We start from the raw sequence: 14,112 nt of genomic DNA on the forward strand, positions 1-14,112 counted from the left end.
CCCCACACGGGCCCCCGACGCCCACACGTTGCCGGGCCGGGTCCGGGCGTTTGTGAGTGACGTCCACTCAAGAGACGGGCACTGCCCGCGTGTTGTGCTGCTCTCCGCCGGTCACCGCACCGAAAGGAGGGCACGGGATGAGAGCCGGACACATTCATCTCGCGGGCATCGGCACCTGGCGCCCGGCCACCGCGCACATCCGTCCACCGGGTGCCTTCGCCCGTCCCGGCACCGCGCCCGCGGCCGGACCCGGGGCGATCTCCGGGTCCTGGACGGCCACCGGGCACGACTCGGCGGCCCGGTCGTCCCGGGCCGACCACGACGACACCACGGTCCGGCCCGGCCCCGAGGCCGCCGTGCACGCCGCCCGGACCGCCCTGACGCGCGCGGGGCTGCCGTACGAACGGTTCGGTGCGCTTCTGCACGGCAGCACCCTTCCGGCCGGCCCCGCACACCTGTCGGTTCCGCACTACGTCCTGCACCGCACCCTCGGCCGGGCCGTCACCGCGGCCGAGCTGCGTCAGGGACAGCTCTCCCTGCTGTCCGCGCTGGGACTGTGCGCCCATCTGCTGCGCGCACCGGGCGGCAAGGACGCCGTCCTGATCACCGGATCCGACCCGGCCGCCCCCGTACCCGACATCCGGGGCGACCTCGATGCCCGGGACGATCCGCACGCGCCGGCCACCGCTCCGGGCGCCCCCACCGGCCACGCGCTCGTCGTCTCGCGGCTCGGCGGCTTCGCCCGCGTGCTGTCGGTCGCCGAGAACTGCGACCCCGGCCACTACGACCTGCGCATCCCGCCCGGCACCGGTTGGGCCGCGCTGCGCGCCCGCACCGAGGACCAGGTCCTCGCCGAGGCCGGCCTCGCCCGGGGCGATCTCGCCGCGACCCTCAGCGGCGCGTCCGGCGCGGGCGACCTGGTGCCGGCCCTGGAGGAACTGTGCGCCACGGGTCGCGCGGCGCCCGGCGACCGGCTGCTGCTCACCGCCGCCACGCCGGGGCTGGAAGCGGGCGCCGCCGTCCTGGAGATCACCGCGGCCCTGCCCTGAGCCCCCTCCCGTGCCCGCACGGGCTGCGACCCACCTGAAGTCCCGTTCCCTACCCAGGAGGCCCGGACCATGGCGAACACCATTCCGCCGGTACCGCCCTATTCCCTGCCCACCCGCGCCGACCTGCCCGCGAACACCGTCTCCTGGACGGTGGACCCGCGCCGGGCGCTGCTGCTCGTCCACGACATGCAGCACTACTTCCTCAGGTGCTTCGGCGACCGCTCCCCGGGACCCGAACTCCTCGCCCACGCCACCGCCGTACGGCGCGCGGCGGCGGTCTCCGGCGTGCCGGTGGCGTACACCGCCCAGCCCGGCAGCATGACGCCCGCCGAGCGCGGCCTGCTCAAGGACTTCTGGGGCGAGGGCATGCGCGCGACCGCGGCCGACCGGGACATCCCCGCGTCCCTGGCGCCGGACCCCGGCGACACCGTCTTCACCAAGTGGCGCCCCAGCGCCTTCTTCCGCACCGGGCTGCTGGACCTGCTCCGCGACAGCGGACGCGACCAGCTGATCCTGTGCGGCGTGTACGCACACGTGGGCCTGCTGCAGACCGCCTGCGAGGCCATGGCGCACGACATCCAGCCGTTCTTCGTGGCGGACGCCGTCGCCGACTTCAGCGAGCGGGACCACCGCATGGCCGTGGAGTACGCGGCCAAGCGCTGCGCCATGGTCGTGACCGCGGCCGACGTGTGCGACGCCCTGGCCCTTCAGACCACCGGAGCCCTGCGATGACGTACCCGGACCTGCTGGACGCGCTGACCGGTCCGACCCCGCCCGCGGCGTTCGCGCTGCTGCACCGCCCGGAGACGGCCGCCGAGCGGATCGACCTGCTCACCGGCACCCTGCACCAGGCGGACGCCCTCGCCGAGGTGCCGCTGCCCGCCCCGGGCGGGCGCGCACGCCACGAGGCGCTGGTGCTGCTGCCCTACCGGCAGATCGCCGAGCGCGGCTTCGAGGCGCCCGACGACAGGGCGCCGCTGACGGTGATGAGCATCGAGCACCAGGCCTCGGCACCGGTCGGCGAGGTGCTCGACCGGCTCCCCGACGTGCCGCTGAGCGCCCGCGACCTGGGCTTCGACCTGGACGACGACGCCTACGCCGACGCCGTGCGCCGCGTCGTCGACGAGGAGATCGGCACCGGCGCCGGCGCCAACTTCGTCCTCAAGCGCACCTTCGTGACGCAGTTCGACCACTGGTCGCCGCAGGCCGCGCTCGCGCTCTTCAAGCGGCTGCTGCGCCACTCGGCGGGCGCCTACTGGACCTTCCTGATCCACACCGGGGAGCGCACCCTGCTCGGCGCGAGCCCCGAGCGGCACATCACCCTCGACGCGGGCACCGCCGTGATGAACCCGATCAGCGGCACCTACCGCTACCCGGAGTCCGGCCCGTCCGCAGAAGGCCTCCTTGAGTTCCTGGCCGACCGCAAGGAGGCCAACGAGCTGTACATGGTCGTCGACGAGGAACTGAAGATGATGAGCCGGATCTGCGAGGGCGGCGGCCGCGTGGTGGGCCCCCGGCTGCGCGCCATGGACCGGCTCGCGCACACCGAGTACTTCGTCGAGGGGCATTCCCGGCTCGATGTGCGCACCGTCCTGCACGAGACGCTGTTCGCGCCGACCGTCACCGGCAGCCCCCTGGAGAGTGCCTGCCGGGTGATCTCCAAGTACGAGCCGGACGGCCGGGGTTACTACGCGGGCGTGGCCGCGCTGATCGGCCGGGACGCCGCGGGTGAGCGCGCCCTGGACACGGCGATCCTGATCCGCACCGCCGAGGTGGACGCCGCGGGCACGCTGCGGCTGAGCGTCGGGGCGACCCTGGTGCGGGACTCCGACCCGTACGCGGAGGCCGCCGAGACGCGGGCCAAGGCGGCGGGCCTGCTGGCCGTGGTGCACGGCGACCCGGGCGCCACCGCGGCGGAACCGGGCGAGGTGTCCCCGGCCGCCGCGGCTGCCCGCCGGCTGAGCCTGCTGCCGGCGGTCGCCCTCGCCCTGTCCGCCCGCAACGAACCGCTGGCTCCGTTCTGGCGCGCCGACCCGCGGCGACGGCGGACGGCCGACTCGCCGCTGGCCGGGCTGCGGGCCCTGTTCGTGGACGCCGAGGACACGTTCACGGCGATGGGCGCCGACCTGATGCGGGCCCTGGGGCTCGAGGTCGTGGTGCGCCGGTTCGACGAGGCGTACGACCTCGACGGCAACGACCTGGTCGTGGTGGGCCCGGGACCGGGCGACCCCCGGGACACCGCCCATCCGAAGATCGCCCACATGCGGGCGCTCACCGGGGAGTTGCTGCGCCGGGGCACGCCGTTTCTGTCGGTGTGCCTGGGCCATCAGATCCTCAGTTCGGTCCTCGGCCTGGAACTGGTCCGCAAGGACGTGCCCAACCAAGGCGTGCAGCGCACCATCGACCTGTTCGAGCACCGCGAGGACGTCTACTTCTACAACACGTTCACCGCGGTGAGCGCGGCGGACACGTTCCCCGGCCCCGCCGCCCGCCCCGGCCCCGTTCAGGTCGCCCGGGACCCGGCCACCGGCGAGGTCCACGGGTTGCGCGGCGCGGGCTTCGCGTCCGTGCAGTTCCATCCCGAGTCCGTCATGTCACGGGCCGGCGTGCACACCTTCGAACGCCTGGTCAGCGGCCTGTTCCCGGCCCGTCTCCGTTCGCCCCTCCCCTACTCGGAACGCGAGGAAGTCGCATGAGCGCCCTTCTGCCCCCGTCGTCGTCCCTTGCCGTGCCCGAGGCGCTCCAGCAGCCGGTGTGGCCCGACCCCGAGGCCCTGCGGACCGTCCGGGATCGGCTGCTGACCGCGCTGCCGCTGGTGCTGCCGACCGAGTGCGACGTCCTGCGCCGGAGGCTCGCCGCCGTGGCGGCCGGCAAGGCGTTCCTCCTTCAGGGCGGCGACTGCGCGGAGACCTTCCGCGACCTGTCGCTCGACACGGTCTCACGCAAGATGGACACCCTGTTCGATACGGCCGACGAGCTGAGCGAGGCGATGTTCCTCCCGGTCGTGGTCGTGGCGCGGCTCGCCGGCCAGTACGCCAAACCCCGCTCCCAGCCGGTGGAGACCCGGGACGGGGTGACTCTGCCGTCGTACCGGGGTGACGCCGTGAACGGCCCGGAGTTCACCGCCGAGGCCCGCACCCCGGACCCGCACCGGATGCTGCAGGTGTACGCGGCGGCCGGGGCGACGCTGAACGCCGTGCGCTCGCTGCTCACCGAACGGCGCACGGCTCTCGGCCAGCGGGAGATGTTCGTCTCGCACGAGGCGCTCCTGCTCGACTACGAGCACCCGCTGACCCGGCCGGACGCCCGGACCGGCGACTCGTACGCGGGCTCCGGACACCTGCTGTGGGTCGGCGAGCGGACCCGGCAGACGGACGGGGCGCACATCGACTACCTCTCCCGGATCCGCAACCCCGTCGCGGTGAAGGTCGGCCCGACGGCCACGCCCGCCGAGGTGCTGGCCCTGATCGAGCGGCTCGACCCGGACCGGGAGCCGGGCGGCTCACGCTCGTCGCGCGGATGGGCGCCGACCGGGTGCGGGACGCGCTGCCGCCGCTGGTGGAGAGCGTCGCCGCGGCGGGCGGGCCGGTGGTGTGGATATGCGACCCGATGCACGGCAACACCTACAACGCGCCGTCGGGGCACAAGACCCGGCACTTCGACGCGGTCCTCGACGAGGTCACCGGCTTCTTCGAGGTGCACCGGTCGCTGGGCACGCACCCGGGCGGCCTGCACCTGGAGATGACCGGGGAGGAGGTCACGGAGTGCGTCGGCGCCGGCGTCGCCCCGGCCGACCTGCCGCTCCGCTACGAGACGGCCTGCGACCCGCGGCTCAACCGCAGTCAGACGCTGGAACTGGCCCGGCTCGTCGGTGAGTTGGCCACCCCGGTGGCCGGGTGAGCCAGCCGGCCGCGCGAAGGGCCCCGGCCGGACGGCCGGGGCCCTTCATGGAGGGGACGGACGAGAGGGAGGGGGCTCACAGATGGTGGGCGAGCTCCGTGCGGGCGGTGACGCCGAGCTTCCCGTACACCCGGTGCAGGTGGTTCTCCACCGTGCGCACGGAGACGACGAGCCGGTCGGCTATCTCCTGGTTGGACAGCCGGGAGGCGGCCAGCGAGGCGACCTCGCGCTCCCGGGCGGTCAGCCGGGCCGTGCCCGGGGCGGGTTCCGTCCAGGACGCCGATGCGGGTGCCCAGGGCGGGAGATCACCGTCGTACGCGGCGAGGAGCTCCGCGCACCGCACGCGTGCGGCGCGACCCCGACGACGGCGGCCGGCCGCCTGATGCGCGCGGGCGGCCTGCGCGGACGCCTCGGCGGCGAGCGGCGGCGCACCGAACGAGGCGAACCGGTCGGCGACCGTGTCCAGCGCGTCGCCGTCACGCCGGGCCAGGGCCCGGACGTGGGTGGCGAGCAGCGCCGGGTACCCGCCGTCGTCCTCGCGGACCAGCCGGGCGAGGTCCGCGGCGGAAGCCGCCGCGTCACCGACCCGGCCCGCCAGGTGCAGGGCGGTGACCGCCTGCTGCAGGCGCCCGGCCGCGGCCGCTCGGGAGGCGACCTCGCGGGCGCGGCGCGCGGCGCCCGCGAGGTCGCCGGTGTACGCGAGGACGAGGGCGTGCTCGAGGGCGGCGCCGTCCACGGCGAGCGGGTAGGCCACGGACTGCCGCTCGACCGCGCGGGCCTCGACGACGGTCCGTACGGCCTCGGTGTGCTCACCGGCCTCGGCGAGCGCACCGGCCAGCTGGGAGAGCGTCCAGGCGGGAGTGGTGAACCAGTCGGCGCGGTCGTCGCGGGCGCAGGCCCGCCGCAGCAGCGCGACGGCCTCGTCGTAGCGCCCGGCGCTGCGGTAGGTGCGGGCCCGCACCACCGCGCCGCGGATCTCGCCGCGGCTGCCCGCGCTGTCGTGACGGATCCCGTCGAGTGCGGCGGACAGCTCGGCGGTCCGGCCGGCGTGGAACGCGGCGCGGCTGGTCAGCAGCCGGGCCGCCAGCCGGTGTTCGGCCTCCCACCCGTCCATCCGGTCGCGCACCTGCCCCAGCAGCGCGAGCGCGCCGGCGGCGTCGCCGCGTTCGATCCGTGCCAGCGCCACGGGCGGCACGACCAGGGCGGCGGCGTCCGGGCCCGGGAGCCCGGTGCCGGCCGCGTCGCCGGTGTCGTCCCGCAGCAACTGCAGGACGGTACGGGCACCGAGCAGCTCGGGGTCGTCGGGGCGCCTCGCGGCGGCCGTCTCCACGAGCGCGGCGGCCTCGGGGACCCGGTGCAGGCCCCAGGCCAGGTTGAGGGCCCGCGCCGCCTCGTCCCCGGTTCCCCGGGCGAACTCCGCCTCCGCCTCCTGGTACCGCCCCTGCCCGGCGAGCGCCCGCGCCAGCAGGGCACCGGGACCACCCCCGCCGTGGTCCCGGTCGCCCTGCGCCGCGAGTCCCAGGCGGCCCAGGCGCTCGGCGAGGGCGAAGTCGCGGCGGCGCAGGGCCGCGTCGGCCGCCGCGAGCAGCCGGTGCGGCGGGAGCTCGTCGCCCGCGGCGAGCCGCAGCGCGACCGTGCGAGAACCGTCGTCGGTGCGGCGGGCGCCGGTCGCCTCGATGGCCTCCGCCAGCCGCAGCCGCAGCCGCCGGGCGGTCAGATCGGGCAGCCCGGCGGTGAGCACGGGCGCGTACAGCGGGTGGGCGAGGCGCAGCCGTAGCCGTTTGCCGTCGCGTTCGGTGACCACGACGCCGCGCCGGTTGAGGGACTCGGCGGCGTGGATGAGGTCCTCGACCGGTGCCAGACCGGCCTCCAGCGGTCCGGCGAGGGCGATCATCGCGGCAAGCTCCGCCTCGTCGTCGGCGAGCGGGCCGAGCCGCAGCCGCACCATCTCGGCGAGCCGGTCGGAGGGCTCGCCGGCGGGGCCGTGCCACTGCCAGGTGTCGCCGCCGAGCCGCAAGGCGCCCTCGGCGAGCGCGGATTCGACGATCTCGCACAGGAACTGGGCGTTGCCCAGGGTCAGCGACCACAGCCCGTCCAGGCTCTGCCGGGCGATCCGGCCGCCGAGCCGGGCCCGCAGCAGGGTTTCGGCCGCGGCCGGGTCGAACGGCTCGACGGGGATCCGCTCGACCCGGCCCTCGACCCACAACCGGGAGACGCCGTCCGGCAGCGGCATGCCGGACGGGGCCGCCCCGAGCAGGGCGGCCCGGCCGGCGCGGACCAGCGTGTACAGCCGCTCCGCCGCGCCCGGTACCAGCAGGTGCACGTCGTCGGCCCCGACGACGGTCCGCCCCCCGCCGTCCGCCTCGCCGAAGTGCCGGTCCAGGTCGGTGGCGCGCGGGTCGTGCAGCCACACGGTGGTGTGCCCGGCGTGCCGTGCCGCCTGCATGGCGGCCGCGAGCAGCCTGCTCTTTCCGGTGCCGGGCTCTCCGACGAGGAGGGCGCCGCCGCGCTCCACCGCGGTGGCGACGTCCGCCAGTTCGGTCTCCCTGGCCGTGAGGGGCCATGCGGCGCCGGCGTACGGCGTGATCGGCATGGTGCGGTCACTCCTTTGTCCGCTGGGTGCTCCGGTGCCGGGCGCCGGCCGGGTGCCGGGCGCCCGTGGCGTCGTTCACGCCGGTGTCAGGCCATGAGTCCGGCGCGGGCGACGATGACCGCGGAGCCGCCCACCTCGATCGACTCCACGTGGTCGGCCCGGCCGGACGCGGTGGCGAGCATGGTGGACAGGCGCCCCATCTCGACGCCCTGCTGGATCTCGATCTGCCGGCCGAACTCGACCAGGCCGTGCCGGGCCAGGTGCAGGGCCAGCGGGCCGGCCGCGGAGCCGGTCGCCGCGTCCTCGACGACGCCGTAGGCGGGCGAGAACATGCGGTTGCGCCATTGCGCGCCGGATCCCGCGAAGCAGTTGGCGGCCATGTCCGGGAACTTGGCGAGCGCCTTGTGGTCGGGTTCGAGGGCGGAGAGCGCCTCGATGCTCTCGAGGCCCACGTAGACGTGCCGGGGGCCGTTGCGGTACGCGGTCACCGGCAGGGTGGAGGAGTCGAGGCCGAGAGCGGCGAGGAGTTCGTCGGCGTGCTCGTACACCTCCCAGGTCGGGATCGGCTGCCGCATCCGTGCCGAGACGATCCTCCCGTCGTCGCCGCGGTCGAAGACGAAGGGGATCACTCCCATCGCCGTCTCGAGCCGGAGGCGGTTGGCCCGGACCGACTCACCGAGCACGATGGCCGTGCCCAGCAGCGGATGACCCGCGAAGGGGAGCTCGTTGACCGGGGTGAAGATACGGATGCGCGCGTCGCCGCCCTCCTGGGGCGGCAGCACGAAGGTGGTCTCCGACAGGTTCATCTCCCGGGCGATGCGCTGCATCCGCGGGCCGGGTATGTCGGCCGCGTCCAGAAAAACGGCCACCGGGTTGCCCTCGAGACGCGTGCTCGTAAAGGCGTCAGCCACCATGTAGGCGTGCATCATCCGTCCAATCGCGCGGGCGCCGGAGCCATGTCCGTCACCTTTCTGTCGTAGGGAGGGGGGACGGCCCCGCACCCCGAGGTGCGGGGCCGGGGCGCGTCACGGCTGCAGGCGGCTCGTCGTCCAGCCCCGGTCGGTCCGCTGGTAGACCAGCCGGTGGTGCAGCCGGTCGGTGCGGGCCTGCCAGAACTCCACCGCGTCGGGGGTCAGCAGGTATCCGGCGAAGGACTCCGGCCGGGGCAGGGCGCCGAGCCCGGTGAGCCGGGCGGCCTCGGCGCGCAGCCGCTCCTCGTCGTCGAGGGGTTCGCTCTGCCGGGAGACCGTGGACATGGCGTGCGTGACCACCGGGCGCACCGCCCACAGGTGGTCCGCCTCGGCGTCCGGCAGCCGCTCGACGGGGCCTTCGAGGACGATCTGACGGCCGTTCTCGCGCCAGTACAGCACCGCGGACGCCCGGGGGCGCCGGGCAAGTTCGCGGCCCTTGCGGCTGCCCGCGTGGGTGGTGAACACCAGGCCGCGGTCGGTGATCGTGTTGACCTGGACGGTACGGCTGGAGGGGCGGCCGCCCTCGTCCGCGGTGGCCAGCGCCATGGCTCCCGGCTCCCGCACCCCTTCTTCGGCGGCCGTGCCGAACCAGGTTCTGAGCAGCCCGATGGGGTCGTCGGGGAAGGGCGGGTCCACCGGCGTCGCGGTCACGTGCGCCTCCGTCGTGCTCATACCTGCAGCGCGCGGCCGAGGCCCGCGAGGCTGGAGATGCCGGCCAGCTCGTGGATGCCTTCCGCGACGGCCTCGATGTCGAACACCGAGCGCTGAGTGGGCGGGTAGCCGATGAGTTCCGCGGCGCTGCGCGGATGCGGGGGCGCGGACGCCTCGGCCGACTCCCAGATGAAGACGGCGCCCCAGCGGTTGTGCTCCTGGTCGGCGATCCAGAATTTGTAGATCAGTCCGGGCTGGCGGTTCCATGCGTCGACGGCCTCGTCGCGCAGGAAGTTCCGCAGGGTTTCGATGGTCTGGTCGGATTCGCTCAGATCCCACCAGGCGACCATGGCCCTCATGACATGTGAACCTTTCTCGGGTGAGGCGGCGGGGGCCGCCGCCGTCAGTCGATGCCGCGCAGGATGTGCGTCTCGTTCGGCACGTCCTCGCAGCCGGCGAGCCTGATCGGCGCGCAGTGCGCCCAGACGTCCAGGCTCCGCGGCAGGCCGTACCGAGTGGTGCGCCGCGTGCGGCCCAGGGCCCGGCGGCGTGCAGCCTTTTCCTTCGGGGACACCACGACTCCTCGTCGCCGGGAACTCTTCGACGCGAACTCTTCGACGCGGGCTGTCCGGCACGGCCTTTTCGGCACGGGCCGTCCAGGGGGACTAGGTGGGAATTCCTTCCCGCTTGATCTGCGGGACGTCGATGCCGAGCGCGCGGAGCTGGTTGAACGGGTTCATGAATTCCCGGGCCTGCTTGATCTTTCCGTTCTCCAGCAGGAACGAGTGAATGAAGTGGTTCTCGTAATAGCCCTCGGGATAGCCGGGGAACAGAATCTTCCCCTTGCCGTCGCACTCGACCCAGAAGCGGTTCGGGTCCTGGGTCTCGTAGATCTCGATGTTGTACCAGACCCAGTCGGGGAAGCACCGCAGCGACCAGACGGCGTGCTCGCCCAGGCGGTCGCGGCCGTGGATGGCGATGGGGCCCGGGGTGTCGGCCGTCCACAGGCCGCCCACCCCGTCCTCCGTGAACAGGTGATGCCGCGTCAGGCGGTCCTGGCCCAGCGTGTGCATGTACGTCTCGACGGCGGCGCGGTTGGCGCGCCGCAGTTCGGCCTCGTCGGCGAAGACCGCGGTGTCGGCGGTGCCGTTCAGCTGTGCGGTGTCGGACACGGTGTCCTCCGGCGTCGTACGGACGAATGAGTGCTGCCGCCCGCCACCGTGGGACGGGTGTCTATAGCCGGGGAGCGCGCTGCCATATTTCGTCTATACGCGCGTGGCAACGTCCTGCCCGCGCAGCTTCCTGACGCCCTGTCCTGCTGAATCCGGGCCGACCGTTCGCGCAGAATGCCGGAACGGAGACGACTCCGCCACGGGGCAAGGAGAGGGCGATGGAATTCCGGCTGCTGGGAAATGTCGAGGTGCTGGGCGAGCGCGGCGCGGTCCCCCTGCCGGGTGCGAAGGTGCGCACGGCGCTCGCGGCCCTGGTCCTCGCCCGCGGCTGGCCCGTGCCGGACTCCGCGCTGACCTCGGCGCTGTGGGGCTGGCATCCGCCGGACACCCGGACCGCGCAGCTGTACACCTACATGTCGCGGCTGCGACGGCTGCTGGGTCCTTCGGTGCGGCTCGAGCGGCAGCAGTCCGGCTATCTGCTGCACGCCGAGGACGCCGCCGTCGACGTTCTGGAATTCGAGCAGTTGGCGGCCGAGGGGGCACGGGCGCTGCGCCAGCGGCAGTTCGAGCGGGCGAGCCGGCGGCTGGGGCAGGCGCTGCGGTTGTGGCGCGGGACGGCGCTCGCCGATGTGACGGAGCATCTGGCGGACGCGGAGCGGCCCCGGCTGGAGGAGGCCCGGGCACTGGCCCTGGAGGACCGTCTGGAGGCGGATCTGTCGCTGGGCAGGCACCGGGAGCTGATCGCGGAGCTGACGGGCCTGGTGCACGCGTTCCCGCTGCGCGAGCGGCTGCGCGCCCAGCTGATGACCGCGCTGTACCGCTGCGACCGGCAGAGCGACGCGCTCGCGGTGTACCACCACGGACGGCAGCTGCTTGCCGACGAGCTCGGTGTGGATCCGGGGCCGACGCTCAGCGCCGCGTACCAGACCGTGCTGAACAACACCCCGGTCCTGGCGGTGCCGCCGACCGGGCGCGCCGCCGCCCCGGTGCCGGCCGCGGCGGCCGACGCGCCGGCGATGCTGCCGCCCCCGCGGACGACTTCACCGGGCGGCAGCGGGAACTGGCCGAGCTCGCCCGGCTGTTGCCGCCGTGGGACGAGGGCGAGGGGGCACCGCAGCGTCCGCGGCGCTTCCTGCTGACCGGCATGGCGGGCGTCGGCAAGTCGACGCTGGCCGTGCAGGTGGCGCACACGGTCGCGTCCTCCTTCCCCGAGGGTCAGCTGTACGCCGACCTGCGCGCGCCGGACGGCGCGCCGCGGAACCCGCGCACGGTGCTGTCCGAGCTGCTGCGGGCGCTCGGCGACAGCGCCGAGAACCTGGCGGGCGCCGCCCTGCCCGCGTACGTGCAGCGCTACCGCGCCCGCACGGCGGGCAAGGCGCTGCTGGTGATCCTCGACAACCTGGTGGAGGAGCGGCAGTTGGACCCGCTGCTGCCGGGCGGGACCGGATCCGCGGTGGTGGTCACCGCCCGGACGCATCCGGCGGCGGTCTCCGGCATACGCACGGTGGTCCTCGAACCGCTGCGCCCCGGCGAGTCGTTGACGCTCCTGGGGGCGATGGCCGGGGCGTCGCGGCTGGCCCGCGAACCGGAGGCGGCACGGGACCTGGTGGCGTACTGCGAAGGGCTGCCGCTGGCGCTGCGCGCGGTGGGCGCCCGCCTGGCCGCCCGGCCGCGGCTCCCCCTGTCCTGGCTGGCCGACCGCCTCGCCGAACCCGAGGCGAGGCTCGGGGAATTGCGGTACGGCGAGCTGTCCGTGGCCGCGAGCCTGGCCCACTCGCTGCACGACCTCGACGACACCGCCGTCGCGGTGCTGCGGAGCCTCCCCGCTCTGGGCCTGCGCCCGTTCACCGCGGCGGAGGCCGCCGGGCGGGCCGGGAGCGCGGAGCCCGCGTCGTTCGAGCAGGCCCTGGACCGGCTGGCCGACGCCCGCCTGCTGGACCTGTCGGCGATCGACGACCAGGGACAGCCGCTGTACCGCTGCCCCGGTCTGGTACAGCTGTTCGCCCGCTCCCTCGAAGCTCCGGCCTCCGGTCAGACCCAGGCCGGGGCAGGGGCACCTGATCAAGCCCAGGCCCCGACCGTGACGGGGACCCCCGGCGTGGCCCACACCCCAGCCCTGGCAACGGCACCCGGTAAGGCCCACACCCCAGCCCTGGCAACGGCACCCGGTAAGGCCCACACCCCAGCCCTGACAACGGCACCCGGTCAGGCCCACACCCCAGCCCTGACAACGGCACCCGGTCAGGCCCACACCCCAGCCCTGACAACGGCACCCGGTCAGGCCCACACCCCAGCCCTGACAACGGCACCCGGTCAGGCCCACACCCCAGCCCTGACAACGGCACCCGGTCAGGCCCACACCCCAGCCCTGACAACGGCACCCGGTCAGGCCCACACCCCAGCCCTGACAACGGCACCCGGTCAGGCCCACACCCCAGCCCTGGCAACGGCACCCGGTCAGGCCCACACCCCGGTCGTGACAGGGGCACCCGGCGCGGCCTGAGGGCGGGTCTGCGGCCGGTCCGCCCTCTCCTCACCTCGCGCCACGGTCGCTCCTCCCTCGCCGTGCGGGGGCCGCCCGCACGGGCGAGGGCGGCTGCGGGACCGGGGTGAGCCAGCCGCGGGCGGCGGCGAGGACACCCGCCTGGAAGCGGCTGCGAGCTTGCAGGCGTTCGAGCAGGTGCGCCGTGACACGGCGTCCGGTGCGCACCGATATCCCCAGTTTGCGGGCGACGACCTCGTCGGTGTGCCCGGCCGCGAGCAGTTCGAGGACCGCGCGTTCCTGGCCGGTGGGGCGTTCGTCGTCGGCCGGCTCCGGCTCGGGGTCGAGCGGCTCGGAGCGCTGCCACTGCAGCTCGAAGAGGGCGTTCAGGGCGGTGACGGCGGGGCCGCCGTCCAGGACCAGGATGCCCTCGTCCAGCTGGTCCGGATCGCGCAGCAGCACCGCGGTGCGGCCGTCGAACAACGCCATGCGCAACGGGAGTTCGGGCACCGCGCGCACCTCGGCCCCGCTGCCCCGAAGCCAGCGGGCGTGGGCGAGGGCGTCCCGGTCGCCGGCGAGGCCGGTCACGCACAGGTAGCGGGCGCGCAGGCGGCGGCCGACCACTCCCTGCTCCAGCACGCGGGAGGCCTCCGGCGAGCTCTCCAGCCGCGGGCCGCGCGGAGCGAACAGGGCGAACTCGCGCTCGCAGCCGTACGCGTACCGCTCCAGCCGGGAGCGGACAGCGTCCTCGCCGGTGAACTGCCTGACCCCGCTGGGCCCGGTGCCCGGGGCCTCGTCCATGAGCTCGATCAGCATGCGGCTGATTTCGAACCGGGCCTCCGCGACGGCCTTCTGCCGCTCCAGGAGCCGCTGTTCCTGGCGGGCCAGCAGGCGCTGCAGGCTCAGCTCGGGGTCGACGAGCCGCATGCGTCCGGGCCGCTCCTCGGAGGGCCGCAGCAGCGCCAGGCGGAGCAGTTCGTCCCACGCGTCCTCGATCCGGTCGGGCGCCCAGCCCAGGATCCCGGCCAGTTCCTGCCGTCCCAGCTGTGGAGTCCTGAGCATGACGCCGTACACGGCTGCGGCGTCCGGGCCCAGTCCGAGTTCGTCAAGCATCGTCGGTTCCTCGTCGGGGGGTGGGTCGGATCGGAGGGTTCACGGAGGGGAGAAGGCGCGCGAGGGACGCGGCCCGGCGGTGTGCGACCGCCGGGGTGCGGCAGTTGCACGCGTGGTGCGCCGACGGGCGCTCCGGCGGGTGGGCGGACCGCGCCTTCCGGTGTCCGTCGGGGGCGCTTCG

12 protein-coding genes and 1 pseudogene are annotated in these 14,112 nt (G+C 74.6%); 6 read left to right on the forward strand and 7 right to left on the reverse strand.

The window, feature by feature from the left end:
* The first annotated feature begins 137 nt into the window (after positions 1–137).
* From N8I84_RS14845 to N8I84_RS14860, 4 genes and pseudogenes are all read left to right on the forward strand, one after another.
* A complete protein-coding gene (locus tag N8I84_RS14845; RefSeq protein WP_263229982.1) occupies positions 138–1,049 on the forward strand; it encodes a hypothetical protein in 912 nt (303 codons plus the stop codon).
* Positions 1,050–1,118: 69 nt separating this feature from the next.
* Positions 1,119–1,781, forward strand: coding sequence for an isochorismatase family protein (locus N8I84_RS14850; RefSeq protein ID WP_263229983.1), 663 nt, complete (start codon positions 1,119–1,121; stop codon positions 1,779–1,781).
* On the forward strand, positions 1,778–3,745 hold the full coding sequence (locus tag N8I84_RS14855; RefSeq protein WP_263229984.1) for an anthranilate synthase family protein: 1,968 nt from the start codon (positions 1,778–1,780) through the stop codon (positions 3,743–3,745). The genes N8I84_RS14850 and N8I84_RS14855 overlap by 4 nt, the downstream gene beginning before the upstream one ends.
* Positions 3,742–4,949, forward strand: a pseudogene (locus N8I84_RS14860) (3-deoxy-7-phosphoheptulonate synthase). The gene N8I84_RS14855 and the pseudogene N8I84_RS14860 overlap by 4 nt, the downstream one beginning before the upstream one ends.
* A gap of 76 nt (positions 4,950–5,025) precedes the next feature.
* Here N8I84_RS14860 and N8I84_RS14865 read toward each other — a convergent pair.
* The 6 genes from N8I84_RS14865 to N8I84_RS14890 all read right to left on the reverse strand — a co-directional run bounded on the left by N8I84_RS14865 (position 5,026) and on the right by N8I84_RS14890 (position 10,336).
* Positions 5,026–7,542, reverse strand: a complete 2,517-nt coding sequence (locus tag N8I84_RS14865; RefSeq protein WP_263229985.1) for a helix-turn-helix domain-containing protein — start codon at positions 7,540–7,542, stop codon at positions 5,026–5,028.
* Between the two features lie 86 nt (positions 7,543–7,628).
* A complete protein-coding gene (locus N8I84_RS14870; protein ID WP_313884256.1) occupies positions 7,629–8,471 on the reverse strand; it encodes a PhzF family phenazine biosynthesis isomerase in 843 nt (280 codons plus the stop codon).
* A gap of 96 nt (positions 8,472–8,567) precedes the next feature.
* A complete protein-coding gene (gene phzG / locus N8I84_RS14875) occupies positions 8,568–9,185 on the reverse strand; it encodes a phenazine biosynthesis FMN-dependent oxidase PhzG (RefSeq protein ID WP_263229986.1) in 618 nt (205 codons plus the stop codon).
* Entirely contained in the window at positions 9,182–9,523 is a 342-nt protein-coding gene (locus N8I84_RS14880; RefSeq protein ID WP_263229987.1) for a hypothetical protein, read from the reverse strand. The genes phzG and N8I84_RS14880 overlap by 4 nt, the downstream gene beginning before the upstream one ends.
* A 44-nt stretch (positions 9,524–9,567) precedes the next feature.
* Positions 9,568–9,738: a hypothetical protein gene (locus N8I84_RS14885; RefSeq protein ID WP_200417826.1), complete on the reverse strand. Its 171-nt coding sequence runs from the start codon at positions 9,736–9,738 to the stop codon at positions 9,568–9,570.
* Between the two features lie 91 nt (positions 9,739–9,829).
* Positions 9,830–10,336, reverse strand: coding sequence for a PhzA/PhzB family protein (locus tag N8I84_RS14890; protein WP_308437743.1), 507 nt, complete (start codon positions 10,334–10,336; stop codon positions 9,830–9,832).
* Positions 10,337–10,554: 218 nt separating this feature from the next.
* On the opposite strand from N8I84_RS14890, the gene N8I84_RS14895 reads away from it, so the two are divergent.
* Together N8I84_RS14895 and N8I84_RS14900 are read left to right on the forward strand one after the other, a co-directional pair.
* Positions 10,555–11,475 carry an AfsR/SARP family transcriptional regulator gene (locus N8I84_RS14895; protein ID WP_263229988.1) on the forward strand — a complete coding sequence of 307 codons (921 nt, stop codon included), beginning with the start codon at positions 10,555–10,557 and terminating at the stop codon, positions 11,473–11,475.
* Between the two features lie 5 nt (positions 11,476–11,480).
* Entirely contained in the window at positions 11,481–12,839 is a 1,359-nt protein-coding gene (locus N8I84_RS14900; RefSeq protein WP_263229989.1) for an NB-ARC domain-containing protein, read from the forward strand.
* A 30-nt stretch (positions 12,840–12,869) separates the two neighbouring features.
* Here the strand turns inward: N8I84_RS14900 and N8I84_RS14905 are convergent, their stop codons facing one another.
* On the reverse strand, positions 12,870–13,931 hold the full coding sequence (locus N8I84_RS14905) for a LuxR C-terminal-related transcriptional regulator (RefSeq protein ID WP_263229990.1): 1,062 nt from the start codon (positions 13,929–13,931) through the stop codon (positions 12,870–12,872).
* Positions 13,932–14,112: the final 181 nt, after the last annotated feature.

The organism is Streptomyces cynarae (assembly GCF_025642135.1).
GTDB lineage: Bacteria > Actinomycetota > Actinomycetes > Streptomycetales > Streptomycetaceae > Streptomyces > Streptomyces cynarae.

Coding starts and splice junctions, on each gene's coding strand:
- N8I84_RS14845 (WP_263229982.1), top strand. CDS start 138: ATGAGAGCCGGACACATTCATCTCGCGGGCATCGGCACCTGGCGCCCG.
- N8I84_RS14850 (WP_263229983.1), top strand. CDS start 1,119: ATGGCGAACACCATTCCGCCGGTACCGCCCTATTCCCTGCCCACCCGC.
- N8I84_RS14855 (WP_263229984.1), top strand. CDS start 1,778: ATGACGTACCCGGACCTGCTGGACGCGCTGACCGGTCCGACCCCGCCC.
- N8I84_RS14865 (WP_263229985.1), bottom strand. CDS start 7,542: ATGCCGATCACGCCGTACGCCGGCGCCGCATGGCCCCTCACGGCCAGG.
- N8I84_RS14870 (WP_313884256.1), bottom strand. CDS start 8,471: ATGATGCACGCCTACATGGTGGCTGACGCCTTTACGAGCACGCGTCTC.
- phzG (WP_263229986.1), bottom strand. CDS start 9,185: ATGAGCACGACGGAGGCGCACGTGACCGCGACGCCGGTGGACCCGCCC.
- N8I84_RS14880 (WP_263229987.1), bottom strand. CDS start 9,523: ATGAGGGCCATGGTCGCCTGGTGGGATCTGAGCGAATCCGACCAGACC.
- N8I84_RS14895 (WP_263229988.1), top strand. CDS start 10,555: ATGGAATTCCGGCTGCTGGGAAATGTCGAGGTGCTGGGCGAGCGCGGC.
- N8I84_RS14900 (WP_263229989.1), top strand. CDS start 11,481: ATGGCGGGCGTCGGCAAGTCGACGCTGGCCGTGCAGGTGGCGCACACG.
- N8I84_RS14905 (WP_263229990.1), bottom strand. CDS start 13,931: ATGCTTGACGAACTCGGACTGGGCCCGGACGCCGCAGCCGTGTACGGC.